This window comes from Nonomuraea rhizosphaerae, assembly GCF_019396405.1.
Taxonomy (GTDB): Bacteria; Actinomycetota; Actinomycetes; order Streptosporangiales; family Streptosporangiaceae; genus Nonomuraea; species Nonomuraea rhizosphaerae.
Map to the genome: position 1 here is coordinate 1 of NZ_JAHKRL010000247.1, position 23,178 is coordinate 23,178.

A 23,178-nucleotide genomic window follows, 5' to 3' on the forward strand; every position below is an offset into this window, starting at 1 on the left:
GCTGCTCGCCGAGGAGGAGGCCACCCTCCAAGGCTTCGTCTACCTCCTCCGGCGGCCCGGCCGCCGGATACTGCTCGACAACCTGCACGTCCTCCCCGCCCGCAAACGCTCCGGCGTCGGACGCCAGCTCATGCGCCGAGCCTTCACCTGGGCGGCGACGGAGCATCCCGGCGCGACCGTCTATCTGGAGGTGATCCGTGGGAACGCTCCGGCCATCGCCTTCTACCAGCGGTGCGGAGGCGTCCCGGCCCGGACGTTCGTGGAACGCCTTCCCGCGGGGTTCGACCTGCCCATGATCGAGTACGTCTGGACGCCGGACGCGGTCAACGCCTTCACGAATTCCTGAACCTCTCCCCTTGACCACCCGCAAGCGACCTACCGGCGATTTCCATCCCGCTTCCACTGCTAGCGTCAGCGGTATGCGGCTTCATGTGGGATGCGCGATGTGGACGCACACGCCTTGGCAGGGGCGCTTTCTGCCCCACCCCCTGCCTCCGGCCGAACGCCTGCACGCCTATTCGACCTGGTGCAACGCGGTAGAGGGCAACACGACGTTCTACGCGACCCCGGCGAGAAACACGGTGGAGACGTGGGCGCGGCAACTCGACCCCGGCTTCCGCTTCGTGGTCAAGCTGCCGAAGACCATCACGCACGAACGACGTCTCATCAACGCGGACGACGACCTCCGGTCATTCCTGGAGACGATGGAGCCCCTGGGAGCGCGGGCCCACGCTTTCTGGATCCAGTTGCCGGGTTCGTTCGGCCCGACGGACCTCGGCGCTCTCGCCGCTTTCCTGCACAGCCTTCCGGCCGAGCACAGATACGCCGTCGAGGTCCGGCACCGCGCGTTCTTCGACGACGCGCGATCCGTGCGGCAGCTCGAAGAGGTCCTCGCCCGCGCGAACGCCGAATGGGTTCCCTTCGACACCGTCACGCTTTTCCGGAGCCCGCCGACCAGCGACGCCGAACGGGACGCGTGGACCAAAAAGCCCCGGGTGCCGCGCCGTTCCACAGCTCTAACCGACCGCCCGATCGTCCGCTACCTCGGCAGGGACTCAATAGAGCGCACGGTCGAGGGCTGGCAGGAATGGGTGGGCGTCGTCACGGAATGGCTGCGTGAAGGCCGCTCGCCCACCATGTTCATCCACACGCCCGACAATGCCGACGCCCTGATGCTCGCCCGGCGTTTCCACGACGAGGTAAGAGCGCGAATGCCGGAGATCGATCCGCTGCCCGAGCCGCTGCCCACCGAGCAGCCGACCCTTTTCTGATCAGCTCACCTCCCTGCGGACGACCCGCGCCACTCCGATCGCCATGGGAACAGCGATCCAGAGAACGGCGGTGACCGCCAGCCTGGCGGCGTCGCCTCCGCTCAGCTCACCACTCGCCAGAACGCCGGCGGCGGTGTTCAGGTCGATCCATTCGACCAGCTCCTTGCCGGCACTGCCGAGCCCATGAACGATGTTCGCCAGCATCGGCGCCGACAGAAAGACCACGATCGCGGCCGGCGCGTTGAGGAACAGCATCCCCAGAGCCAGCCCCACCCCCATGAGCAGAACATTGCCTCCGGCCCATCCCAGCAGCGCCGAAGGCTCCACCTCCCAGTCGGCCCCGACGCCCTGAACACCGGCCACCACAGCCGTCGCCGACGCCGCGACCAGAACGGCGAACCCGGAAGCCACCACCGCCACCACCAGAGGCGGCACGCACTTCGCGGCCAGCACCCGCCACCGCCGGGGTTCGAGCGTGAACGTGGTCAATGCCGTCCGCTGACTCCATTCGCTGGTCACCGTGAGAATTCCGAGGGCGGGCAGCAGCGTCCCGTAGCCGATCCCCGCCGTGCCGACCAGCCGGTGAAACTCCGGCCCGGAGAAGAACCCGCGACCGACGATGGCGGCGATCACCAGCACGACCAGTATCAGAATCATGATCTTGCTTCCGCGAGTGTCCAGCAGCTTGCGAGCCTCAACGGCCAGCAACCGGCCGAAGGGAATGGACGACCCGCCGGACATGACGTCCTTCTCTTCCATGACGCTCATGCCGCCCCCCGATCCGTGGCCGCGGTCAGCTCGAAAAAGGCCTGCTCAAGCCCGCGCTCGAACCCCGTGACACTTCCCTGGGCGAGAATCCGTCCCTGCCCGATCATCACGACGTGATCGGCGATCTGCTCCACCTCGTGCAGAAGATGCGAGCTGAGCAACACCGAACACCCGGCGTCGGCGAGCCCGCGCAACAATTCGCGCATCCACCGGATCCCCTGCGGATCCAGCCCGTTGACCGGCTCGTCCAGAACGAGCACCCGCGGACTGCCCAGCAGCGCGTGGCCGATCCCGAGCCGCTGCTTCATCCCCAGCGAATACCGGCCGACGGTCCGCGCACTCTCCTTCCTCGTCAGCCCCACCATCTCCTGAACCTCATCCACCCGAGACCTCGGCAACCCGAGCGTCATCGCCCCTAGCGTCAGAACCTCCCGCCCGCTCCGCCCGGAATGCTGAGCGGTGGCGTCGAGCAGCGTCCCGACATGCGCCCCCGGACAATCCAGCGACATGTACGGCCGGCCGAAGACGGTGGCCGTGCCGGTGGTGGCCCGGGAAAGCCCGACCAGAATGCGCATGGCCGTCGACTTTCCGGCGCCATTGGGGCCCAGAAACCCGGTGACGCTTCCGGGCTCCACGGTGAAGGACACGTCGTCGAGCGCCTTCGTGTCTTTGTACGTCTTGCTGACGTGGCGAAATTCGATCACGAGAATCACCTCACCAGAGCACGGGGCCGCCTTCATCAAGCCCAGGTCCAAACCGGCCCACCCTCGAAGGCGACCTCCGCCACCCTCGTGACAGACCTCCGGCCACCCGCCATAGACCCAGGTCGCTAAAGCCGCCCCTCACCATTGCCTAAGCTCTGACGTGTGCTCGACGACCGTACGAAGAACGCGCTCCTGGTGTACGCGTGCGCCGTCCCGTCGATGCTGTTCTCCGGCCTGACCTGGGTCGTCATCGTCACAGGCCAGCACGACCGGCTCACCTGGGCGCTGCTCGACACGGCGGGCGGCCTGATCGGACTCGCCCTGCTGCACTGGCGCCACCGCGGCCCGCGATCGGTCACGGCGATCACCACGCTGCTGACCGCGGTCTCCGAGGTGGCGGTCGGCCCGGCGCAGGTCGCGTACGTCCTGCTGAGCATGGAACGCCGCCGGCGCCAGATCGCCGGGTTCGCGACCCTGTACTGGCTGTGCCTCCTGATCCGCGCCAGCTTGTACGGCATCCAGCAGGCGACCTTCGTCACCATAGGGATCCACACCCTCATCCTCGGCGCACTGACCGTCCTGGCCCTCTACCTGCGCGGCCGCCGCGACGTGAGAGCCTTTCAGCGCGACGCCGCCCTGGCCGCCGAACGTGAACAGACGCAGCGCGTCGAGCAGGCCAAGCTCGCCGAACGCGTGAAGATCGCCCAGGAGATGCACGACGTGCTGGCGCACCGCATCTCCCTGCTGTCGATGCTCGCCGGCGGCCTGGCGTACCGGACGAACCTCACCCCCGAGGAGACGCGCTCGACCGCGCTCGCGATCCAGGAGAACGCTCACCAGTCCATGAACGACCTGCGCTCCGTGCTCAACACCCTCCGAACCCCCCAGCAGAACGGCGCCCTCGAAGCCCCCCAGCCGAACCTCGCTCACCTTGACGCCCTCTTCGACGAGGTACGCGCCGCGGGCCAGAAGGTCGACGTGCACGACACCATCAACGACCGGGAACGGCTGCCGGCACAAACCGGCCGACACGCGTACAGAATCATCCAGGAGGCTCTGACGAACGCCCGCAAGCACGCCCCCGGCAGCCGCGTCACCGCCGAACTCACCGGTGGCCCAGGTGACGGACTCCGCGTCCGCGTCAGCAACCCCGCATCGGGTACGACCACGGGGCCCGGCGGCAGGCTCGGCCTGATCGGCCTGGCCGAACGCACGCGGACGGCGGGCGGCACGATCGCGCACACCATCCAGGACGGGCGCTTTGTTCTCGAAGCCCGGCTGCCGTGGGAGGCCTGACATCGTGACCCGCCTGGTGATCGTCGACGACGACCCGATGGTACGCACCGGCCTGCGCCTCATCCTCGGCGGCGAAACCGACCTGGACCTCGTCGGCGAGGCCGGCGACGGCCGGCAGGCCATGGACGTGATCCGCGACCTGAACCCCGACGTCGTGCTGATGGACATCCGCATGCCGGTCCAGGACGGCCTGACCACCACCGAACTGCTCCTGGCACAACCGGACCCGCCGCGTGTCCTCGTCCTCACCACCTTCGACGCCGACGACATGGTCCTGCGCGCCCTGCAACTCGGCGCCGGCGGCTTCCTCCTGAAGGACACCCCGCCACCGAAGATGATCGAAGCGGTCCGCGCCGTGGCCAGGGGCGAGCCCGTCCTGTCCCCGACCGTCGCCCACCAGGTGATCGCCGCCGCCACCGCCAAGCACGAGCCCCAGGCGCGGCGCGAACTCGCCACGCTCACCGAACGCGAGCGCGAGGTCGCCATCGAGGTGGCCAAGGGCAGCACGAACGCCGAGATCGCCGAACACCTCTTCATGAGCGTCGCCACCGTCAAGGCGAACATCACCCGCATCTTCGCCAAGCTGGAAACGGACAACCGAGTCATCCTCGCCATGAAGGTCCGCGACGCCGGCCTCCTGTGACCTGCGGTTTCAGGGGGAAACCCGCAGCAGGACAAGCGAAGCCGACCTCGCTCGGTGCGAGGCCGGCGGCGATCCGGATCGGCGTGGTACTCGGTCTGTCGGGTGTGGGTCAGCTGTCGGTGATGCGAGCGAGGACGTCTGGTTTGTTGGTGATGATGCCGTCCACTCCGGCGGAGATCAGGCGGCGCATCGAGGCGGCGTCGTTGACGGTCCAGGCGAGAACCGTCATCCCCAGGCTGTGGACGCGGCGGATGTACCGCGGGACGAGGCCACGGTGCGGTGGCGTGACCTGGTCGGCGAAGGAGGAGAGCTTCGGGAGTTGCGCGATGCGTGGTGTCCCGATCAAGCCGATGGGGACGTGGGACATCTTGTGATGAAATTTGCGCATCGAGCCCCAGTTGAAGGACTGCACGACCACTCGGCCTGGAATGAGCCATGAGGGGTTCCGGTTGAGCTCGTCGGCGACGCGCCCCTCGATGCCCCGGTAGAGCTCCGGCTTCTTGATCTCCAGGAGGAGGCCCATGCCACTGCTGTCCATCGCCCTCAGAGCTCCTCTGAGGGTGGGAACGCGCTGGCCCCGATACTTGGCGGCGAACCAGGAGCCGGCGTCGAGCCGGCGGATCTCCGCGTACGTGAAGTCCTTGATCCGCCAGGGCGAACGGGTGGGAAAGACCTGTTCGACGTTGGTGGTGCGGTTGAGCGTGGGGTCATGCATCAGGACCAGTTTGTGGTCCTTGGTCTCCTGGACGTCGAGCTCGAACATGTCGGCTCGTTGTTTGTCGGCCAACCGGAAGGCGGCGATCGTGTTCTCGGGCGCGTAGGCGGAGGCGCCGCGGTGCGCGACCGAGGTCACAGAGGACCGGGGCCTGGCCGCAGCCGCGGCTCCCGCCGAGGCCGTGGTGAACGTGATGCTTTGTGCGGCTGCCTTTGTCGTGGTCATCGCCATCGGCAGGCCGACTGGCGTCGCGGCGGCTGCGGTCGTGGTCGGGACGGTGGCGACAGTCGTGAGTGACGTGGCGACGATGGCACCGAGTCGGTGGAGCATAAAGTCCCCTCGGGCTGGAATTCTGCCTGTAACCCGAACTTGACAACTATGTGTGACGCCGAGTTGATAAGAGAGTAACCGGCTGATGCCTACCAGATGAGCATTGCGCCAGCGTGTCGCCCGGCTATCTGGCCAGATGTCCGATGACCGAGGTGCCGGGCGTTCGTTCGTGTTGCTCGGCGGCTTGCCGCACCTGGTACATGGGTGCGAACTCACATTGGGCGACATGTGCCCCGAAACGGATATTTGACTACGTAAGGGGCGCTGAGTTCTTGCTGGATCGGGACATATATCTCCTAAAATGTGAGCTAGGCGGATAATTTGGCTGGCTTTTCTCTCGCGCTACACTCTGGTTATGAGTGGAATGCGCGAACAACTGCACCACCTGGTCGACCGCCTGTCCGAGGAAAAACTGGGGCCTTTGCTCCGACTCGTCCAGAGTGAGCTCGGCGACGAGCCCGTGGCTCGCGACCTGCCCTTCATCGGAACCCTGGAAGCCAGTCCCGATTTCGCCGAACGCTCTGAAGGGATCTTGTAGGCAGGGGACAATCGTTATTCGTGATAGTCATTGATTCGGGCCCGTTGATAGCGGCAGTCAACCGCCAGGACAACCATCACGAGACATGCGCCAGTTTTTTGCAGACTCATCCCGGTTTGCTGCTCGTTCCGGCGACAGTAGTGGCTGAGGTCTGCCAGCTGATCGAGACGCGACAGGGTGGCAAGGCTTTGGCGGCCTTTCTGCGCAGTTTTCAGTCTGGACTGGTGCTCATCGACATCATTCAGCCTGATCTCGACCGGATGAGTGATCTGGTCGAGGCCCATGCCAGCATTCCGCTGGGGGCGGTCGACGCATCGCTGATCGCGGTGACCGAGCGCTTGGGGGTGACCGAGATCGCCACTCTCGATCGTCAGCACTTCACGCTTGTACGGCCCCGTCATGTCGAGGCCTTCACGCTCCTGCCCGAGATCTGATCTCGGGCTGCTGCTGGTACGGAAGCCGGGCTGGGCAGTCAGTGCGCCAGTGGGAACGGCGGGCCGGCTGAGCTGTCCGGCTTTCCGGTTGAGTGCGGTGGGACGGTGGATCGCCCTGCTGTGCCCGGTCGGTACGAGGTCGCCTCGCCTCTCGGACGTGGGCGTTCAGAGGTAGACCCTGCACTACTGCTTGAGCCTCCCACCAGCCGATACCGTCGATTTCATGCTGACGAGGACCGCCCTGGAGGCGCTGGTGCAGCGGCCGCTGCCGTTCTTACGGTCGGCTTGGCCGTGGCGTTGTCTGGTGTATTTGCTCGCCAGCGCGGTTCCCGGGCTTGTGGTGGTCGCCGCGGGGATGGGTGCTCTGCAGGTCGGGCTGGCCGTTGATGCCGTGCCGCTGGGGGTGGTGGCCGCGATCGGGGTGTTGGTGCTGGCGGCGCCTTTGGCGGGGCGGTTCGAGCGGGGGCGGCTGCGGTTGGTGGACGCGGTGCCGTTGCCGGATATGTCGGATCGGCGGCGACGGGAGGCAGTGCTGACGGTCGTCACGGTGTTCGGGTTGTGGTGGATCGATCTGGTGATGGTCGGGGTCACCGTGGGCGGGCCCGTCCTGCTGATGTTGTCTCCTGTTGTGCAGCCTGAGAGCGCCGGGGGGCTCGTGTGGGTCGCGGTGGGGGCGGGGGTGTCGCTGGTGCCCGTTGCCGCGTACACGGTGACCGCGTGGGCAGGGGCCCGGGGTGTCATGGTGCGGGCGATGCTGGCTCCGCCGGAGTTGAACGAGGTGCTCAGGTCGCGGGCCCGGCTGGTGGACGCGTTCGAGGCCGAGCGGCGCAGGATCGAGCGGGACCTGCACGACGGCGCTCAGCAGCGGCTTGTCGCTCTGTCGATGACGCTCGGGCTGGCCAGGCTGGATCTGGCGGACGACGATCCCGTGGGCAGGCTGGTCGAGCGGGCGCACGGTGAGGCGAAGCAGGCGCTGGCCGAGTTGCGGGAGCTGATCAGGGGCGTACATCCGCAGGTGCTGACCGACCGGGGGTTGGGGGCGGCTGTTCGTGATCTCGCGGGGCGTTCGCCGGTGCCGGTCGGTGTGGAGATCGATCTGGGTGAGGAATTCGCGGGTGGGAGCGGCGGGACGGAAGGCTCGTCCGGGTGGGGCCCGAGGTCCCCGGTGGAGGGCGGGGCTGAGCGGTTGCGGGGGCACGACTCCGGGCGGTCGCGGGTACGGTTGCCCGCGCCCGTCGAGAACACCGCCTACTACGTGATCACCGAGGCGCTGGCCAACACGGCCAAGCACGCTCAAGCCACCGCCGCCACCGTCACCGCCCGGATGGACCGAGATGCCCTGGTCGTCGAGGTGCGGGACGACGGGTGCGGGGGCGCCGATCCCGGCGGCGGTACGGGGCTGACGGGGCTGGCCGATCGGGTTGCCGTTGTCGGTGGGAGGCTCAGCTTGTCCAGTCCGGTGGGCGGACCGACCCTGCTACGAGTGGAGATTCCGTGCGCGTGGTGATCGCCGAGGACGCCGTACTGCTCCGCGAGGGCCTGGTCAGCCTGCTCGAACGCTTCGGTCACACCGTGGTCGCCTCCGTGGGGGACGCCTCCGCGCTGGTCGAGGCCGTGACCGAGCATCGGCCTGATGTCGTGGTGACCGATGTGCGGATGCCGCCGGGGTTCGCGGATGAGGGGTTGCGGGCCGCGCTGGAGCTGCGCGGGAAGGATCCGGGGCTGGCCGTGCTGGTGCTCAGCCAGTACGTGGAGCAGACGTACGCGGCCGAGCTGCTGGACTCGGGCGCCGGAGAGGGCGGTGGGGCGGGTGTCGGTTACCTGCTCAAGGATCGGATCGGGGACGTGCGGGAGTTCGTGGACGCGCTCGATCGGGTCGCGGCCGGTGGCACGGTGGTCGACCCCGAGGTGGTACGCCAGCTGTTGAAGCGCCGGCGCGACCCGCTCCAGCGGCTCACCCCGAGGGAGCAGGAGGTGCTGGCGCTGATCGCCGAAGGGCGGTCGAACGCCTCGGTGGCGCGTGAGCTGTTCGTCACGGAGGCGGCGGTGGCCAAGCACATCGCGGGGATCTTCACCAAGCTCGATCTGCCGCCCGCGGCCGACAACCACCGCCGGGTGCTGGCCGTGCTGGCCTACCTTCGAGGGTGATCGGGGAGGACGAAGCGGGGCCGGCCGCGCCGGCGCCCTCCGCCTCGGTGTCGATCACGGTATGAAAGCCGCATGCCCTGTACTGATCGTAGGTAGAGTTCCCATCGATGATTGCCGTGCGCCGCGCAGAGCCGCGCGCCGTCGAGCCCCTCGGCGCGCCGGGGCAGGCCCCGCGCGCCCGGCGAGGCAGCAGGAACGCGGCGGTCCGGCCTCAAGCGGAAGCAGAAGCAGCAGCTACGCCTGGCCGGCCGTGGTCGTCCGGAACCGTCCCGACTTGAGATTCAGGATCGAGCGATGAGCGAGCAGTGGCGAGAGATCGGCGACCGCGTCTACGTACGGCGTCACAAGTCGTTCGACATGAACGTCGGCCTGGTCGTCGGCGACGGCCACTGCCTGGTGCTCGACACGCGTACGTCGCATCGTGAGGCCGCCGACCTGATCCAGGCGATCAGGCGGATCACCGGCAGCCCATGGACGGTCCTCAACACGCACTCCCATTTCGACCACTACTTCGGGAACGCGATGTTCCTGCCGGGCGAGATCTGGGGGCACGCCAGGTGCGCCGAGGAGATCGAGCTGTACGGCGAGCAGCAGCGGGCGGACGTGATCGCCTCCCTGCCGGGGGATCGGCGTGAGGAACTGGAGGAGGTCGAGCTGGTCGCGCCCGACCACACGTTCACGACGACGGCCACGCTGGACATCGGTGGGCGGCTCGTTCATCTGCGTCATTTCGGGCTCGGCCACAGCAGCAACGACGTCGTCGCGCAGGTGCCGGACGCGGGAGTGGTGTTCGCGGGGGACCTGGTGGAGGAGGGGGCGCCGCCGGCGTTCAGCGACTCGTACCCGCTCGACTGGCCGAACACGGTCGCCGCGATGCTCACCGAGATGCCCGAGCAGGTGATCGTGCCCGGGCACGGAGCGGTGGTCGATCGCGCCTTCGCCGTCGCGCAGCAGGCCGAGCTGGTCACCGTGGCCGAGCTGGCCGCGCGGGCGCATGTCGAGGGGCTGCGTGACCTCATCGCCCGGTTCCCGTACCCGGAGGATGTCGCGCGGCAGGCCATCGAGCGCGCGTTCCTGCAGCTCGACAGCCTGCCGACGGCGTAGCGGGCAGCAGGGGCGGTTCGTTTCAGGGCGACTCCCGATCCAGCGCCGGGGAAGGCAGGCCGCCGGAACAGCGTCCTGGACACAGCGCGCACGGCCCTCCTATAGTGCAAACTGCACTATAGGAGACAGCAACATAGCGCGACGCCAGAAGCCACCACACACCATCGTCGCCACAGAAGCGGCCGCCGAGGTGCGCCAACACCCCGACGGCCGGAAACCCCGAACCAAGGCGCCTGCCCTGCCCAGGACTCGCACGTCTCAGGATAGGCGCCGCGACGAAGAGGAGCCGTGCCATGTCCACCGACGCCACCCCCGACACCCAGATCAAGAGCCTGCTCGCCGACCTGAGCAGAACCTGGAACGAAGGCGACGCCGCCGCCTACGCCGCCCTGTTCACCGAGGATGCCGACTACATCACCTTCTTCGGCCTGCACCTCCAGGGCAGGGAGGCGATCGAGATCGCGCACCGCGACCTGTTCAGGACCCCGATCAAACTGACCGGGGGAGCCGGCGAGCCGACGGTGAAACGGCTGGGTGACGGCGTCGCGCTGGTCATCTCGGGCGGCGGCTCGACGGTCGACGGGAAGGCCGACCCGGGCCGCGACTCGATCGTCACCTTCACCGCGGTCAGCACGCCCGATGGCTGGCGTTTCGCCTCCTTCCAGAACACCCGGGTGAGCAGGCCATGACCCGGTCGCCGCTGGCGGAGGTGAGGGGCGTGATCGAGGCGCCGCCGGACCGCGTGCGCGAGGCGCTGATCAAGGCCATGGTCCCGGACAGTGTGCGGGGCGAGGGGACGTTCACCGTCGAGGACTTCCCCGGCCACACCTCCACCGTGGAGGTCACCGCCGACTCGATCGCCTTCCAGGGCGGCTGGTGGTACCGCGGCGAATGGTCGCTGTCCCGGCACCCCCAGGGCACCCTGCTCGTCCACCAGGTCCACAACGTCGCCACGATCGCCCGGTGGGCCGTGCCGCTGGCCAACCGGATGTTCTGGGGCTTCAGGAGCAGCACGCGCGACGGCTTCGAGCGCGGGATCACCGATCTCGGCAAACAATTGGGATGTTCCGTGCACCTGACTTAGGCTCCGCGGCATGAGCCTGGAATGGGCACCACTGACCGAGCATGACGCCGGGCCGCTCGCCGAGCTGGCCGACGCCATCGAGGACGAGGACCGGACCGGCGAGCGCCTCACCGTCGAGGAGGTCGCCGAACGCCTGCGCAACCCGCTGCTCGACCTGGCCGACGGCACGATCGCGGCCAGGGACGGGCGGCGGCTCGTCGCGTACGGCTGCCTGCCGATCCGGGACGTACGCGACGGCGTCCACGCGATGCTCCTGCGCGGCGGCGTCCACCCGGCCTTCCGCGGGCGGGGCCTCGGCGGCGAGGTGCTCGACTGGGCGACGAGGACGGCGCCGAAGCTGCACGAACGGGCCTTCGCCGGCAGCGGCCTGGAGTTGCAGGTCGTCGTCGTGCAGGAGAACACGAAGGCGGCGGCCCTGTTCGAGCGCAAGGGGCTCAGCTTGTCGCGCCGTTTCTGCCAGATGGCGCACGGTCTGTCCGAGCTGCCGGCTGTGCGGGCGCCCGAGGGGATCGAGTTCGTCACGTACGAGCCGCGGTACGAGGATGCCGCCCGGAAGGTGCGCAACGCGTCGTTCGAGGACCATTGGGGCAGCACGCCGTACACGGCCGAGAGCTGGCGGCACGTCGTCACCGGCAGCCGTGGCTTCCGCCCGGAGGCGTCCTTCGTGGCGCTGGCGGGCGGCGAGGCCGTCTCCATCCTGCTGACCCACCATCTGGAGGCGTCCACGGCCGCGACGGGCGTGCGCTTCGCCTGGATCGACATCGTCGGCACGCTGCGCGAATGGCGCGGAAAGGGAGTGGCGGGCAACCTGGTCCTGCACGCGCTCGCCGCGTTCAAGGAGCAGGGGTACGACATGGCGGGCCTGAGCGTGGACGCCGACAACCCCACCAGGGCTGCCGGCGTCTATCTACGCGCCGGTTTCACGATCTACCAGCGGTCCGTGGCCTATTCGCGGATGCTCACGCCAGCCTGATCTTGCCCTTCGCCACCTTGATCTTCTTCTTGGCGAGAGCGCGCTTCGCCGGACCGCGGACGACCGCGCCCGTCGTGGCGCTGAACTGGCTGCCATGACAGGGGCAGTGGATCTTGCCCCCGCTGACGCTCGCCACAGTGCAGCCCTGGTGGGTGCACTTGGCGCTGAAGCACTTGTAGACGCCCTTCGTGGGGTGAGTGATCACGTACTTGCCCTTGACGATCTTGCCGCCGCCGACGCGGATGCCTTTGGTGCTGCTCAGCACCGGGCCGGCGGCTTCCTCCTCCGCCTCGGCGGGGGTGGCCGTCCACAGGAAAACTGCTCCTGCGCCCGCGGCGCCACCTCGGGTGATCAATGCACGACGTGTGAGCATGGTTGCCTCCTTCAACCATCCACACGGATAGGGAGGCAGTCGTGGTTCATGGGAAATTTGACGATAAATCCGCCGTCTTCGGCGACCAGTGTGCCGCCGTGCAACTGCGCGATGTCCCTCGCGATCGGTAGCCCGAGCCCCGCCCCGCCCGCGTCCCTGGCCCGCGCCTCATCGAGCCTGGTGAACCGGTCGAACACCGCCTCCCGCTGCTCCTCCGGGATCCCCGGCCCGTCGTCCAGCACCCGCAGCACGGCCTCGCCGTCCTCCTGACGCACCTCGACGCGGACGACCTCCGCGGCGTGCCGCGTGGCGTTGTCCACCAGGTTGGTCACCAGGCGGGCCACGTGCGCGCGTGAGCCCTGGAACACCACGTCCGGCTCGACGTCCAGCTCCATCCTCAGCTCGGGCCGCCGCCCGGCGCGCAGCGACTCCTCCGCGGCGACCTGGCCGAGGTCCAGGTCGTCCGTACGCAGCGGCTCGCCCGCGTCGAGCTTGGCGAGCAGGAGCAGGTCGGCGGCCAGCGTCTGAAGGCGCTCCACGTCGGCCAGCGCCTCGGCGGTCAGCTCACTCTGCTCGGCCAGCTCCAGGCGGGCCCGCAGCGTGGCGATCGGGCTGCGCAGCTCGTGCGCGGCGTCCGCGACGAACCGCTTGTGCGTCTCCACGGCCGTCTCCAGCCGGTCGAGCGTGCCGTTGACGGTGGTGGCCAGGTCGGCGATCTCGTCCCCCGAACGCGGTACGGGCACCCGCTGGTGCAGGTCACGGGCGGTGATGTCGGCCACCTTGGCCCTGATCGCCGCGACCGGCTTCAGCGCGCGGCCGACCGAGATCCACGTCATGCCCGCCACCACCAGCAGCAACGCCGGGACGCCCGGCAGCAGAGCGCTGTTGAGCGTCCGCAACGCCTCGTCGGCGCCCGCCAGCGAGGCCCTGGCCCAGACCACCCCGGGGCCGGCGGACGTGGCCACCGTCATGCCGGCCACGGCGAAGCTGCCCTCCGGCCAGCCCTCGGTCGTCGGGGTCGCGCCCACGGCGGTGACCATGACGTCGGAGTCGACGAGCCGCACCGTGCCGCTCGTCCTGATGGCCAGGGTGTCGCTGCGCTGCGCCAGCCCGGGCTGGGCCTCGCCCCCCGGCAGGGCGGTGGTCGTCCGCCACGAACCGCCGGTCCCCGTTCCGGTCCCGGCTGTGGTCAGGTCGATGGTCTGCGCGTACGGCACCGCCGCCACGGCCTTCCTGGCCGCCTCCTCGTCCGCCGCGCTGACCAGGCTGCCGCGCAGGACCGTCACCAGCACGAGCGCCGCGACCCCCAGCGCCACGGCCACCACCAGCGTCGCCGCCACCGTGGCCCGCAGCCGCACGGATGCCAGCCCAGGGGCCAGCTGCCCGCGCCACGAGGTCATGCCGCGCGGGATCATGCCACGCAGGGTCATTCCACGCAGGGTCACGCCGTGCGGGATCATGCTGCGCGGGGTCATGTTGCGCGGGGTCATGCCGCCTCCAACCGGTAGCCCGCGCCCCGCACCGTCACCAGTGTCGTCCGGCCGAACGGCTGGTCGATCTTGCGGCGCAGGGCGCTGATGTAGACCTCCACGATGTTCGGGTCCCCGTCGTAGGAGAAGTCCCAGGCCTGGGCCAGCAACTCGCTCTTGGAGACCACCTCGCCGGCCCGCCGCGCCAGCCCGTGCAGCACCGCGAACTCCTTCGGCGTCAGCGAGATCGCCACCTCGCCCCGGCGGCAGCGCAGCCCGGCGGGATCGACGACCAGGTCGCCGACGGTGATCGTCACCGGCCGCTCGTGCCCGCCCCTGCGCACCAGCGCGCGCAGCCTGGCCAGCAGCACCACGTACGAGAACGGCTTGGCGAGGTAGTCGTCGGCCCCCGTGTCCAGGGCCTCGGCCTCGTCGTAGATGCCGTCCTTGGCGGTGAGCATCATGATCGGCGTCCAGTTGCCGGCCTCGCGCAGCCGCGAGCACACGGTGTAGCCGTTCATCCTGGGCAGCATCACGTCCAGGACGATCACGTCGTACGTGTTCTCCGTGGCCATCCACAGCCCGTCGCGCCCGTCGTGGGCCACGTCGACGGCGAACCCCTCGCCGGACAGCCCGCCCTTGACCAGCTCGGCCAGCCGCTGCTCGTCCTCCACCAGTAGCACTCGCACAGCGACCAGCGTGCCGCAGTCCACCTAAAGCCAACCTGAAGATCATTTCGGGCGCCTTCAGGATCACTTCAGGTACGGCGGGCCACTCTCATGGCATCCGATCGATTCCGGCCCCATGGATCCCGATCGGTTCCCGGTTGTTTTTCAGCGTTTCAGGTCGTTTCCAGCAAGGAGATCTCATGTTCAAGCGACGTCTCGCGGTGCTCGGCGCGGTGGGCGTGCTCGTGCTCACCGGCCTCGGCGGCTCGGCGATGGCCGACGAGACCCCGGCCCCCACGAAGGTGACGTGTACGACCGGCGACGGCAAGACCGTCACGTTCGACTCGGCCCGGACGCCCGGCAAGCCCGCCGGCATCCTCGTCCGCCGCACCGCCGAGGGCGGCGTCGAGATCGAGGAGGTGCCTGACGGCGCGCTGCCGCCCGAGGGCCTGGCGCCCACCAAGGCGCTCCCCGAGGGCGCGGTCGTCGAGGCGGTGCCCGCTCAGCCTCTCCCCGAGGGCGCGAAGGTCACCGCGACGCCCGCCAAGCCTCTCCCTGAGAACGCGGAGGTCACGGCGACGCCCGCCAAGCCTCTCGCCGAGACCGGCGGCGCCACCACCAAGGGCGGCGGCGAGCCCTCCTTCGGGGCGGTGAAGGTGGAGGACGGCGTCGCGGTGAAGTCGGCCGACGGTGTCCCGGCGCTCGGCAAGGCCGACACGATCTCCTGCAAGTCGGAGTAGCCGCCCCGGCCGGGTGACCGGCGGGTTCAGCTTTCCGCGAACGACGGGTGCGGCCCGAGTGCCCAGTACTCGAACAGCCCGTGACCCACCAGCCCGTCGTACTCGAACCGGCCCACGGCGTCCACCAGCCCCCACATCCGGGCCGCGTCCTCGGGCAGCGTGTGCGTCACGCCCTGCACGACCGGCCCGGCTCCCTGGTACATCCCGTGCTTCCAGTCCGGCTCCAGTCCGTACCCGGTGCCGACCATGAGGTGGACCGGGAGCACGGGCACGCAGCGCACGTCGAACGGCTTGCCGCCCGGCGGCGTGAACGTGATCGTGGCCTCGACGACGTCACGCGTGCCGGGGGCGTAGACGGGGTGGTACTCGGGCCGGCCCAGGTACTCCTCCTCACGCCCGTCGGACCAGACCCTGGTGGCCTCCTCCAGCACCCGGCGGCCCTTCTCGTCCTCCTGGACGATGCACAGGATCGCGTGGTCGGCGAACCGCATGGGCGTGTACAGCCAGTAGAACGTGCCCGCGTTCCTGGCCTGGATGCCCGGCGGCTCGGGCTCGCCGACCGGCCGGATGCCCCACGAACGGTCGCGGGTGCCCTGCCAGCGGTCCGGGGTGACCTCGACGCGCTCGTCGCCGATCTGGATGTGGCCCTCCCACAGCCCGGTCTGCGCCAGGCGCACGGAGTCGAACATGACCCGCTCCTGCCACCGTACGAAGTGCCGTGGCTCGAGTGTCGCCGGGATCGTGCCCTGCCAGGTGAGATCGAAGGACAGGCCATGCTCGTTGGGCTCCAGGATGATCTGGAGCCGTTTGAGCCCTTCGATGACCTTCACCTGGAACGGGCCGATCTCGGTGTTCATCCGGTCGGCGCCCAGCTCCCGGGAGGCGCGGACCACGCGGTGCAGGTTCTTGTACCGGACGCAGGCGAAGGCGTCGGTGACGCCCAGGTTGGGGTACTGGCCGGCGCCGACGATCAGCATCAGCTCGTCGGTGCCGGCGTGGCAGTTGAAGTAGTAGCGGTCGTAGAAGTTGCGGTCGGAGGTCGCCACGTGCCGCATGACCTGGGCCGCCTGGTGGATGGGATAGTCGTCGAGCGGTGACAGCGCCATGTCGCTGGTTGTAGCAAGCGCTTGGTGCAACGTCAACGGGCGCACGCTCGAACGTCCCGAATCGCCGGGTAAGAGCCCCGGATCGCCGGGGAAGAACTCCGAAATGCCGGGGAAGAGCCCCGAGACGCGAAGTGCGCCCCCCGCCTACAGCGGGAGGCGCACTGTCGCGCGCGTCATGACATCTTGCGCGATGCTTCGTCCGTCTTGTCGGACACCGTGGACGCCATGCTCTTCGTGGAGTCCACGGCCTGGTCGGACTTCTCGCTGACCCAGCGAGACGCGTCCGAGGCCGAGTCCTTCATGTGCTCGGTCCACTGCTGGGCATTACGGCGGTAGAACACATAACCGACCGCACCCAGAGCCAGGCCCGTCATCAGGACCACGACCGGCCACCGCCGCGACTTCTGCGGCGAAGGGTCGATCTTTCCGGCCGCTGTGACCAGCATGGAGCTGACCTTGGGGGCGAGTTCGTCCTCGACCCGGTGCGCGGCCTCCTCGAGTCTCGGCGCCGCCCAGTAGCGAGCGTCCTCGATGCGCTGGGCGGCGACCATCTTGGCCTGGTCGGCGGCCATCTTGGCCTGGTCCGCCACCGGTGCCATGCGCCGGCCTGTGTTCATGGCCTGAGCCTTGACGCGGCTCATCCACGTGGCTGGGACTTCTATGGCCACGCGGCGTTTCTTCAGTGTCAGGGACACAATTACCTCCCCTGTCGATGGGGCCCCGAGCCCGTCCTGCCCATGACAAGGCGGCTCAATCATGGCCAGCCGTGGGAGGATGGCTCTGGAGGCCATACGGCCATAGTCATCAAAACACCACAAAACCAACCTTGTGCATAGAGGGGGGCAGCGGTCTCGTGGCTGAGAAGCTGATCGCAAACCTGAAGACAAATCGCGGAAATATCAAGGTAGAGCTCTTCCCCAACAAGGCGCCCAAAACGGTGCGTAACTTCGTTGAGCTCGCCGAGGGCAGCCGTGAGTGGACCCACCCGGAAACCGGCGTGAAGAGCACCGACCGCTACTACGACGGCACGGTCTTCCACCGGGTCATCTCCGGCTTCATGATCCAGGGCGGCGACCCGCTGGGCGAGGGCATCGGCGGCCCCGGCTACGAGTTCGACGACGAGATCAGCCCTGACCTGTACTTCAACCGCCCCTACCTGCTGGCCATGGCCAACGCGGGGATCCGGTTCGGCAAGGGCACCAACGGGTCGCAGTTCTTCATCACCGTCAACCCGCAGGCGCACCTCAACGGCAAGCACACCATCTTCGGCGAGGTCATCGAGGGCACGGACGTCGTCGACGCGATCGCCAAGACGGACACCGACAGGCGCGACCGGCCGGTGAACGCGGTGGTCCTGGAGTCGGTCACCATCGACCGCGTTCAGGGCTGAGCACTCGCTCGAAACCGGGGACCGCCGCACGCGGTCCCCGGTGCGGTCCCGGGAGGCGCACGCGGGAGTGACCGGCCCGCGGTGGAGCCTGGCCGCGCGGGCTAGCGCGGCTGCCCCGTCCAGGCCATAGGCTCAGGTCATGACCAGCCAGCCGCCCATCCCGCCTTCGCAGCCAGAGCAGCCCGCGGAGGCGGTGCCGACGTGCTACCGGCATCCTGAGCGCGAGACGTGGGTGCGTTGCCAGCGTTGCGACCGCCCCATCTGCCCCGACTGCATGCGTGATGCCGCCGTGGGCTTCCAGTGCCCCAACTGCGTGGCCGAGGGCAACCAGGGAGTACGGCAGGCGAGGTCGACCTTCGGCGGCGGCGTGATCGCCACGCCATACGTGACGTGGGGCCTGCTGGGCCTGATCGTGCTCGTCTTCGGCGCCCAATACCTGTTCGGCGGCGCCCTCACGGGTGAGCTGGCCATGTGGCCGTACGGGCTGGTCGGCCAGGGCGAATACTACCGGCTGCTGACGGCGGCGTTCGTCCACAGCGGGGTCTTCCACATCCTGTTCAACGGCTGGGCCCTCTTCGTCGTCGGCCCCTACCTGGAGCGGGCCTTCGGGCACGTCCGCTACCTGGCCCTCTGGCTGCTCAGCGCGATGGGCGGATCGGTGCTGGGCTACTGGTTCGACCCCCTGAACACGCCTACGGTGGGCGCGTCCGGCGCGATCTTCGGCCTGTTCGGGGCGGTGTTCGTGGTGGGCCGCCGGCTCAACATGGACGTGCGCGGCATCGCCGTGGTGCTCGTGCTCAACCTGGCGATGACGTTCCTGATCTCCGGCATCAGCTGGACCGGTCACATCGGCGGGCTCATCACCGGGTCGGCGCTGGCGGCGGCCATGGCGTACGCGCCGCAGAAGAACCGGTCCCTGTGGCAGGTGCTGGCGATAGTGGGCGTGCTGGTGATCCTCGTCGTGCTCGTCCTGGTGCGGACCTCGGTCATCCTCAGCGGCGCCACCGGCTGAGAACGACCCGTTGTGACACCCGGGGAGGCGGCTGCCGGTGACGGTGCGGCACCGCCCCAGCCCCTTCGCGGCGCACGGGCCGTCATCCACAGCGGTCAGGCCCGCCGGAGCCCCGGCAGCCCGCTACGCTGCGTCAACCGCCTTCCCCAGGGTGTGGAAAAGACTGTGGAAAGAACTACCGCCAGCGGGTGGAGAGAACCACCCCGAAGATGATGAAAACAAACCCGATCAGCAGATTCCAGTTGTGGAGATCGCCGATGAACGGCGCGCTGGGCGCCACGTAATAGACGGCTATCCACAGGATGCCGAGGATCCAGGCCACCACCATGGTGGGAGCCAGCCAGCGAGGGCTGACCTTGACCTGCTGGGACTTCTGCGGCGGGGTGTAGACCGCCTTCTTGCGAGTCTTGGGCTTGGGCACTGAGAACTCCTGCTGGGCGCCTGGGCATCCGGATCGTCCACAGGCTCTTTGTTAAGCGTAGTTGAAGCCTGCTTAGGATAGTCGCCACGCGCACGACATGGCGATCCCCGATGAGGCGAGAGGGCGTGCGTACGCTGGGCGCGTGAGGGCCGTGCTGCGGGCCGTGGGGGAGTCGAGCATCACCGCGGGCCTGATCCTGCTGCTGTTCTGCGCGTACCTGCTCTGGGGCACGAGCGCGTACACACGCGGCCAGCAACTGCTGCTGCAGAAGGAGCTGACGCGCAAGGACACCGGGCTGGCCAGGATCGAGCTGGGCCGGGCCGTGGCCCTGCTGCGCATCCCCGAGCTGGGGCACGACTACCGGTACGCCGTGGTCGAGGGCGTGGACGCCGAGCACCTGCGCAAGGGGCCGGGCCACTACCCCGGCAGCGCCCTGCCCGGACAGGTGGGAAACTTCGTCGTCTCGGGGCACCGGACCACGTACGCGGCCCCGTTCAACCGCCTCGACGAGCTCGAACGCGACGACGAGATCGTCGTCGACGCCGCCGAGGCCCGCTACACCTACCGGGTGACCTCGCAGGACGTCGTCGAGCCCGACGAGGTGAACGTGCTCGCCCCCGTGCCCGGCAAGCCCGACATCTCGCCCATCCGGGCCTACATCACGCTGTCCACCTGCCACCCCGAGTACTCGGCCGCCCAGCGGCTGATCGTGTACGGGGTGCTCAAGCGGACCGAGCCCAGGAAGGAGTGAGCGTGTACGGCTGGATCTGGCGCAGACTGCCGGGCAGCACGGCCGTCCGGCTGCTCACGGCCACCGTGCTGGTCGCCGTGGCGGTGGCCGTACTCTGGTATGCCGTGTTCCCGCTCCTCGAACCCGCGGTGACGCTCGACGAGGTGACCGTACAAGAATGAGCCGCGTTCTGGTGGTGGACAACCACGACAGCTTCGTCCACACCATCGTCCAATACCTGCGCGAGCTGGGCGCGACCTGTGACGTGCGCCCGCGCGACGACGTACACGTGGACGACGCCGACGGCTTCGACGGCGTCCTGGTGAGCCCAGGCCCCGGCACGCCCGAGGCGGCGGGCGTCAGCGTCCCCCTGGTGCGCCACGCGGCCCTGCGCGGGCTGCCGCTGCTCGGGGTCTGCCTCGGGCACCAGGCGATCGGCCTCGCGTACGGGGCCACGGTGTCGCGGGCGCCCGAGCTCGTCCATGGCCGCACCAGCGCGGTCACGCACGACGGGCTGGGGGTGTTCGAGGGGCTGCCCTCGCCGGTGCGGATGACGCGCTACCACTCGCTGGCCGTGCTGCCGGAGACGGTGCCCGGTGACGTGCTCGACGTGACGGCCCGCTCGGACGACGGGGTGATCATGGGCCTGCGGCACCGTACGGCGCCGGTCGAGGGCATCCAGTTCCACCCAGAGTCCGTGCTGTCGGAGCACGGGCACCGGCTGCTGGAGAACTGGCTGCGGCGAATCGTGTAACACTCTCGCGTCGCCGAACGACAGACAGATGAGCGTCCCCGCCGTTGCCCCCGAGCGGCGGGGGCGCTCTTTTGCGTGCGAGCCTTTCCAGGGGCCACGCGAAAGGGCCGCCCCCCGCAGGTGGGGACGGCCCTCGAAAGGCGTCAGGCCGGCTACCCGAGGTTGTCGTCCTCGATCGGCGTGTCGTCCTCGGTGGGTTGTTCGTCCGTCGGCTCGTCGGTGGGCTGTGGCTGATCCGTGATCGTCGGCTGATCCGTGGGCTGTGGCTGCTGCTCCGGCCCGGTCGAGACCACGATCGTCACGGTCGTGTTGGCGTTGAGCTTGGTGCCCTCACCCGGGTTCTGCTGCACGACAGTGCCCTGGGGCTGGTCGCTGGGCTGCTCGACCGCCTTCACCTTGAAGCCCGCGTCCTTGAGCATCTTGGTGGCGTCCGACTGCGTCAGCCCGATCACGCCCGGCACCGCGGTCAGGGCCTTGGGCACGTAGAGGGTGACGGTGCCGCCCTTCTCGATGTCGTGGCCGGCCTTGGGGTCGGTCTCGATGATCTTGCCCTGCGGCTTGCCGGAGACCTTGGTCTTGGTGGAGCCCGTCAGGCCCAGGTCCGCGAGGATGTCGTTGGCCTCGGCGGGCGTGACCCCGATGAGCCCTTCGGGGACCTTGATCTTCTCGGGTCCCTTGGAGACGACCAGCTTGATCGTGGCGCCCTTGGCCACCTTGGTCTGCTCGGCCGGGTCGGTCTTGATCACCGTGTTCTTGTCGGCCTCGGTGCTGAACTCCTGGACGACCTCCGAGTTCAGGCCGAGCGCGGTGAGCTGGGACTGGGCGGCCTTGTAGTTCTGGGTGGCGAGCGAGGGGATCGTGATCTGCTGCTCGCCCCCGCCGCTGCCGCCGCCGCTCAGCACCGCGTAGCCGACGCCGATGAACGCGCCGATGATCAGCAGCGGGATGATGATCCACGCCGCCGTCTTGAGCGCCTTGTTGCCGCCGTTGGAGGCGCGACGTCGTCCGCCGCGGCCGCCGCCCTCGTCGTACTCGTACGGCGGGACCGCGCGCGTGCCCTGCGTGGCCGGGCCCTGGGCGGCCTGGGCGGCCGTCATCATGCGGGTGCCGGCGCCGTAGTTGCTGGTCATCGCCATCGTCTGGGCGTCGACCGGCATGCCGGACATGGCCCGCTGGATGTCGGCCCGCATCTCGGCGGCGCTCTGGTAGCGGTGCGCCGGGTCCTTGGCCATGGCCTTCAGCACGATCGCGTCGCACCATGCCGGGATCTCGGGGTCGATCTGCGACGGCGGGATCGGCTCCTCGCGCACGTGCTGGTAGGCGATCGCCACCGGCGAGTCGCCGGTGAACGGCGGCTGGCCGGTCAGCAGCTCGTACAGCACGCAGCCGGTGGAGTAGATGTCGCTGCGGGCGTCGACCCGCTCGCCGCGCGCCTGCTCGGGCGACAGGTACTGGGCGGTCCCTATCACCTGCGCCGTCTGCGTCATCGTGGCGGCCGAGTCGGCCATCGCCCGCGCGATGCCGAAGTCCATCACCTTGACGTCGCCGTTACGGGTGATCATGACGTTGGCGGGCTTGATGTCGCGGTGGACGATGCCGCCGCGATGGCTGTAGTCGAGGGCCCGCAGGATGCCGTCCACCAGCTCGACGGCGCGCTCGGGCAGCAGCCGCCTGTCGGCGCGCAGCAGGTCGCGCAGCGTCCTGCCGTCGACGTACTCCATCACGATGTACGGCACGGGCGCGCCGTCGGTGACGTCCTCGCCGGTGTCGTAGACCGCGACCACGGCAGGGTGGTTCAGCGACGCCGCGGATTGGGCTTCACGGCGGAAACGTGCTTGGAACGTGTGATCGCGGGCAAGATCCGACCGGAGCGTCTTAATCGCGACTATTCGGTCCAGCCGGATGTCTCGGGCGCGATAGACCTCGGCCATGCCGCCGCGCCCGACGACACCGTCGAGTTCGTAGCGGCCGCCGAGGCGCCGAGGCTGAGTCATTTCCTGCACTGTCCCTTACCGTTCATCTTGGGTACCGGCCAGCTCGGGGGGCCGCCGGTGTCCATCATCGACCCCGCGGCGCATCACGTCTGCTCCTTCGGCGGGTTTGTGTCACCGGGGCCAGGCGAAGCGCTTGGTGTCGGAGTTGTCGGGGTGGTGGTGGGTGTCGGGGTGGGTGTCGGGGTCGGTGTCCGGCTCCTGGTCGGAGTGGGCTTGGGCGTCGGAGTTCGCTTCTTCGTCGGAGTTGCCGACACGCTTACCGTAGCCGACCGAGAGGGTACCGGGCTCTTCGACTTGACCGTAACCACAGGGGGTCGACGGGTTTGGGTCTTGATTTTTGACGGCTTGCGTTCGGGAGTGAGCGTCAGCGACTCCGTCGGGTCGGCGACACTGGGCGGCCCCGACACGGACGGCCGGTCCATGAGCGAGAGCGCGCTGAGCCCGACGGCCGCCGCGCAGCCCGCCGTGGCGACCAGAGCGAGCGCTCCGCGGCTCTTGCGGCGCTGGGGAGCC

Annotated in this window: 28 protein-coding genes; 18 read left to right on the forward strand and 10 right to left on the reverse strand. The window is 68.9% G+C overall.

From position 1 onward, the window contains the following. Window positions 1-346: GNAT family N-acetyltransferase (locus KME77_RS12450; protein WP_219466078.1), on the forward strand; the 346-nt coding region annotated here is incomplete at its 5' end. Window positions 347-356: 10 nt separating this feature from the next. After that, window positions 357-1,271, forward strand: a complete 915-nt coding sequence (locus tag KME77_RS12455; protein WP_246609641.1) for a DUF72 domain-containing protein — start codon at window positions 357-359, stop codon at window positions 1,269-1,271. Here the strand turns inward: KME77_RS12455 and KME77_RS12460 are convergent, their stop codons facing one another. Beyond that, window positions 1,272-2,039 carry an ABC transporter permease gene (locus tag KME77_RS12460; protein ID WP_219466079.1) on the reverse strand — a complete coding sequence of 256 codons (768 nt, stop codon included), beginning with the start codon at window positions 2,037-2,039 and terminating at the stop codon, window positions 1,272-1,274. It abuts the gene before it with no gap. Next, complete coding sequence (locus KME77_RS12465; RefSeq protein ID WP_308250679.1) at window positions 2,036-2,743, reverse strand: ABC transporter ATP-binding protein; 708 nt, start codon at window positions 2,741-2,743, stop codon at window positions 2,036-2,038. Before KME77_RS12465 ends, KME77_RS12460 begins: the two co-directional genes overlap by 4 nt. Before the next feature lie 162 nt (window positions 2,744-2,905). Here KME77_RS12465 and KME77_RS29270 point away from each other — a divergent pair, with 162 nt between their 5' ends. Beyond that, complete coding sequence (locus KME77_RS29270; protein WP_219466081.1) at window positions 2,906-4,039, forward strand: sensor histidine kinase; 1,134 nt, start codon at window positions 2,906-2,908, stop codon at window positions 4,037-4,039. A 4-nt stretch (window positions 4,040-4,043) separates the two neighbouring features. Next, a complete protein-coding gene (locus KME77_RS12475; protein WP_219466084.1) occupies window positions 4,044-4,682 on the forward strand; it encodes a response regulator in 639 nt (212 codons plus the stop codon). 109 nt (window positions 4,683-4,791) lie between these two features. Here the strand turns inward: KME77_RS12475 and KME77_RS12480 are convergent, their stop codons facing one another. After that, window positions 4,792-5,727 (reverse strand): glycerophosphodiester phosphodiesterase, encoded by a 936-nt coding sequence (locus KME77_RS12480; protein WP_246609642.1) that lies wholly within the window; start codon window positions 5,725-5,727, stop codon window positions 4,792-4,794. 355 nt (window positions 5,728-6,082) lie between these two features. Here KME77_RS12480 and KME77_RS12485 point away from each other — a divergent pair, with 355 nt between their 5' ends. From KME77_RS12485 to KME77_RS12520, 8 genes are all read left to right on the forward strand, one after another. Further along, window positions 6,083-6,265 carry a hypothetical protein gene (locus KME77_RS12485; RefSeq protein WP_219466087.1) on the forward strand — a complete coding sequence of 61 codons (183 nt, stop codon included), beginning with the start codon at window positions 6,083-6,085 and terminating at the stop codon, window positions 6,263-6,265. A gap of 20 nt (window positions 6,266-6,285) precedes the next feature. Beyond that, on the forward strand, window positions 6,286-6,699 hold the full coding sequence (locus KME77_RS12490; protein WP_219466090.1) for a type II toxin-antitoxin system VapC family toxin: 414 nt from the start codon (window positions 6,286-6,288) through the stop codon (window positions 6,697-6,699). 223 nt (window positions 6,700-6,922) lie between these two features. Beyond that, window positions 6,923-8,206, forward strand: a complete 1,284-nt coding sequence (locus KME77_RS12495) for a sensor histidine kinase (protein ID WP_219466095.1) — start codon at window positions 6,923-6,925, stop codon at window positions 8,204-8,206. Beyond that, window positions 8,194-8,847, forward strand: coding sequence for a response regulator (locus KME77_RS12500; RefSeq protein ID WP_219466097.1), 654 nt, complete (start codon window positions 8,194-8,196; stop codon window positions 8,845-8,847). Before KME77_RS12495 ends, KME77_RS12500 begins: the two co-directional genes overlap by 13 nt. A gap of 294 nt (window positions 8,848-9,141) precedes the next feature. Further along, complete coding sequence (locus KME77_RS12505; protein ID WP_219466099.1) at window positions 9,142-9,951, forward strand: MBL fold metallo-hydrolase; 810 nt, start codon at window positions 9,142-9,144, stop codon at window positions 9,949-9,951. A 293-nt stretch (window positions 9,952-10,244) separates the two neighbouring features. After that, entirely contained in the window at window positions 10,245-10,640 is a 396-nt protein-coding gene (locus tag KME77_RS12510) for an SgcJ/EcaC family oxidoreductase (RefSeq protein ID WP_219466102.1), read from the forward strand. After that, a complete protein-coding gene (locus KME77_RS12515) occupies window positions 10,637-11,035 on the forward strand; it encodes a hypothetical protein (protein WP_219466105.1) in 399 nt (132 codons plus the stop codon). The genes KME77_RS12510 and KME77_RS12515 overlap by 4 nt, the downstream gene beginning before the upstream one ends. A gap of 10 nt (window positions 11,036-11,045) precedes the next feature. Beyond that, window positions 11,046-12,008 (forward strand): GNAT family N-acetyltransferase, encoded by a 963-nt coding sequence (locus KME77_RS12520; protein WP_219466108.1) that lies wholly within the window; start codon window positions 11,046-11,048, stop codon window positions 12,006-12,008. On the opposite strand, the gene KME77_RS12525 is transcribed toward KME77_RS12520, so the two are convergent. From KME77_RS12525 to KME77_RS12535, 3 genes are read right to left on the reverse strand one after another with little or no spacing between them, the layout of a single operon-like run. Continuing rightward, on the reverse strand, window positions 11,995-12,381 hold the full coding sequence (locus KME77_RS12525) for a Rieske (2Fe-2S) protein (protein ID WP_219466111.1): 387 nt from the start codon (window positions 12,379-12,381) through the stop codon (window positions 11,995-11,997). The two genes, KME77_RS12520 and KME77_RS12525, sit on opposite strands and share 14 nt — an antisense overlap. An 11-nt stretch (window positions 12,382-12,392) precedes the next feature. Continuing rightward, a complete protein-coding gene (locus tag KME77_RS12530) occupies window positions 12,393-13,871 on the reverse strand; it encodes a sensor histidine kinase (RefSeq protein WP_246609643.1) in 1,479 nt (492 codons plus the stop codon). Then, window positions 13,868-14,539 (reverse strand): response regulator transcription factor, encoded by a 672-nt coding sequence (locus KME77_RS12535; protein WP_219466114.1) that lies wholly within the window; start codon window positions 14,537-14,539, stop codon window positions 13,868-13,870. Before KME77_RS12535 ends, KME77_RS12530 begins: the two co-directional genes overlap by 4 nt. Window positions 14,540-14,718: 179 nt before the next feature. On the opposite strand from KME77_RS12535, the gene KME77_RS12540 reads away from it, so the two are divergent. Further along, entirely contained in the window at window positions 14,719-15,258 is a 540-nt protein-coding gene (locus tag KME77_RS12540) for a hypothetical protein (RefSeq protein WP_219466117.1), read from the forward strand. 26 nt (window positions 15,259-15,284) lie between these two features. On the opposite strand, the gene KME77_RS12545 is transcribed toward KME77_RS12540, so the two are convergent. Both KME77_RS12545 and KME77_RS12550 read right to left on the reverse strand, forming a co-directional pair. After that, on the reverse strand, window positions 15,285-16,364 hold the full coding sequence (locus KME77_RS12545) for an Rv3169 family protein (protein ID WP_219466120.1): 1,080 nt from the start codon (window positions 16,362-16,364) through the stop codon (window positions 15,285-15,287). 173 nt (window positions 16,365-16,537) lie between these two features. Beyond that, a complete protein-coding gene (locus KME77_RS12550; RefSeq protein ID WP_219466123.1) occupies window positions 16,538-16,963 on the reverse strand; it encodes a hypothetical protein in 426 nt (141 codons plus the stop codon). Window positions 16,964-17,217: 254 nt separating this feature from the next. On the opposite strand from KME77_RS12550, the gene KME77_RS12555 reads away from it, so the two are divergent. After that, window positions 17,218-17,754: a peptidylprolyl isomerase gene (locus KME77_RS12555; RefSeq protein ID WP_443679425.1), complete on the forward strand. Its 537-nt coding sequence runs from the start codon at window positions 17,218-17,220 to the stop codon at window positions 17,752-17,754. A gap of 139 nt (window positions 17,755-17,893) precedes the next feature. Next, window positions 17,894-18,766, forward strand: coding sequence for a rhomboid family intramembrane serine protease (locus KME77_RS12560; protein ID WP_219466129.1), 873 nt, complete (start codon window positions 17,894-17,896; stop codon window positions 18,764-18,766). A 175-nt stretch (window positions 18,767-18,941) separates the two neighbouring features. Here the strand turns inward: KME77_RS12560 and KME77_RS12565 are convergent, their stop codons facing one another. Next, entirely contained in the window at window positions 18,942-19,187 is a 246-nt protein-coding gene (locus KME77_RS12565; protein WP_219466132.1) for a cell division protein CrgA, read from the reverse strand. A gap of 142 nt (window positions 19,188-19,329) precedes the next feature. On the opposite strand from KME77_RS12565, the gene KME77_RS12570 reads away from it, so the two are divergent. Genes KME77_RS12570 through KME77_RS12580 form a run of 3 tightly spaced genes read left to right on the forward strand, consistent with a single transcriptional unit; the run spans window position 19,330 to window position 20,671 of the window. Then, a complete protein-coding gene (locus KME77_RS12570) occupies window positions 19,330-19,938 on the forward strand; it encodes a class E sortase (RefSeq protein ID WP_219466133.1) in 609 nt (202 codons plus the stop codon). A gap of 2 nt (window positions 19,939-19,940) precedes the next feature. Further along, window positions 19,941-20,099 carry a hypothetical protein gene (locus KME77_RS12575; protein WP_219466135.1) on the forward strand — a complete coding sequence of 53 codons (159 nt, stop codon included), beginning with the start codon at window positions 19,941-19,943 and terminating at the stop codon, window positions 20,097-20,099. Beyond that, a complete protein-coding gene (locus tag KME77_RS12580) occupies window positions 20,096-20,671 on the forward strand; it encodes an anthranilate synthase component II (RefSeq protein WP_219466137.1) in 576 nt (191 codons plus the stop codon). Before KME77_RS12575 ends, KME77_RS12580 begins: the two co-directional genes overlap by 4 nt. A gap of 152 nt (window positions 20,672-20,823) precedes the next feature. Here KME77_RS12580 and pknB read toward each other — a convergent pair whose 3' ends face one another. Continuing rightward, complete coding sequence (gene pknB, locus KME77_RS12585) at window positions 20,824-22,665, reverse strand: Stk1 family PASTA domain-containing Ser/Thr kinase (protein WP_219466139.1); 1,842 nt, start codon at window positions 22,663-22,665, stop codon at window positions 20,824-20,826. Between the last annotated feature and the right edge of the window lie 513 nt (window positions 22,666-23,178).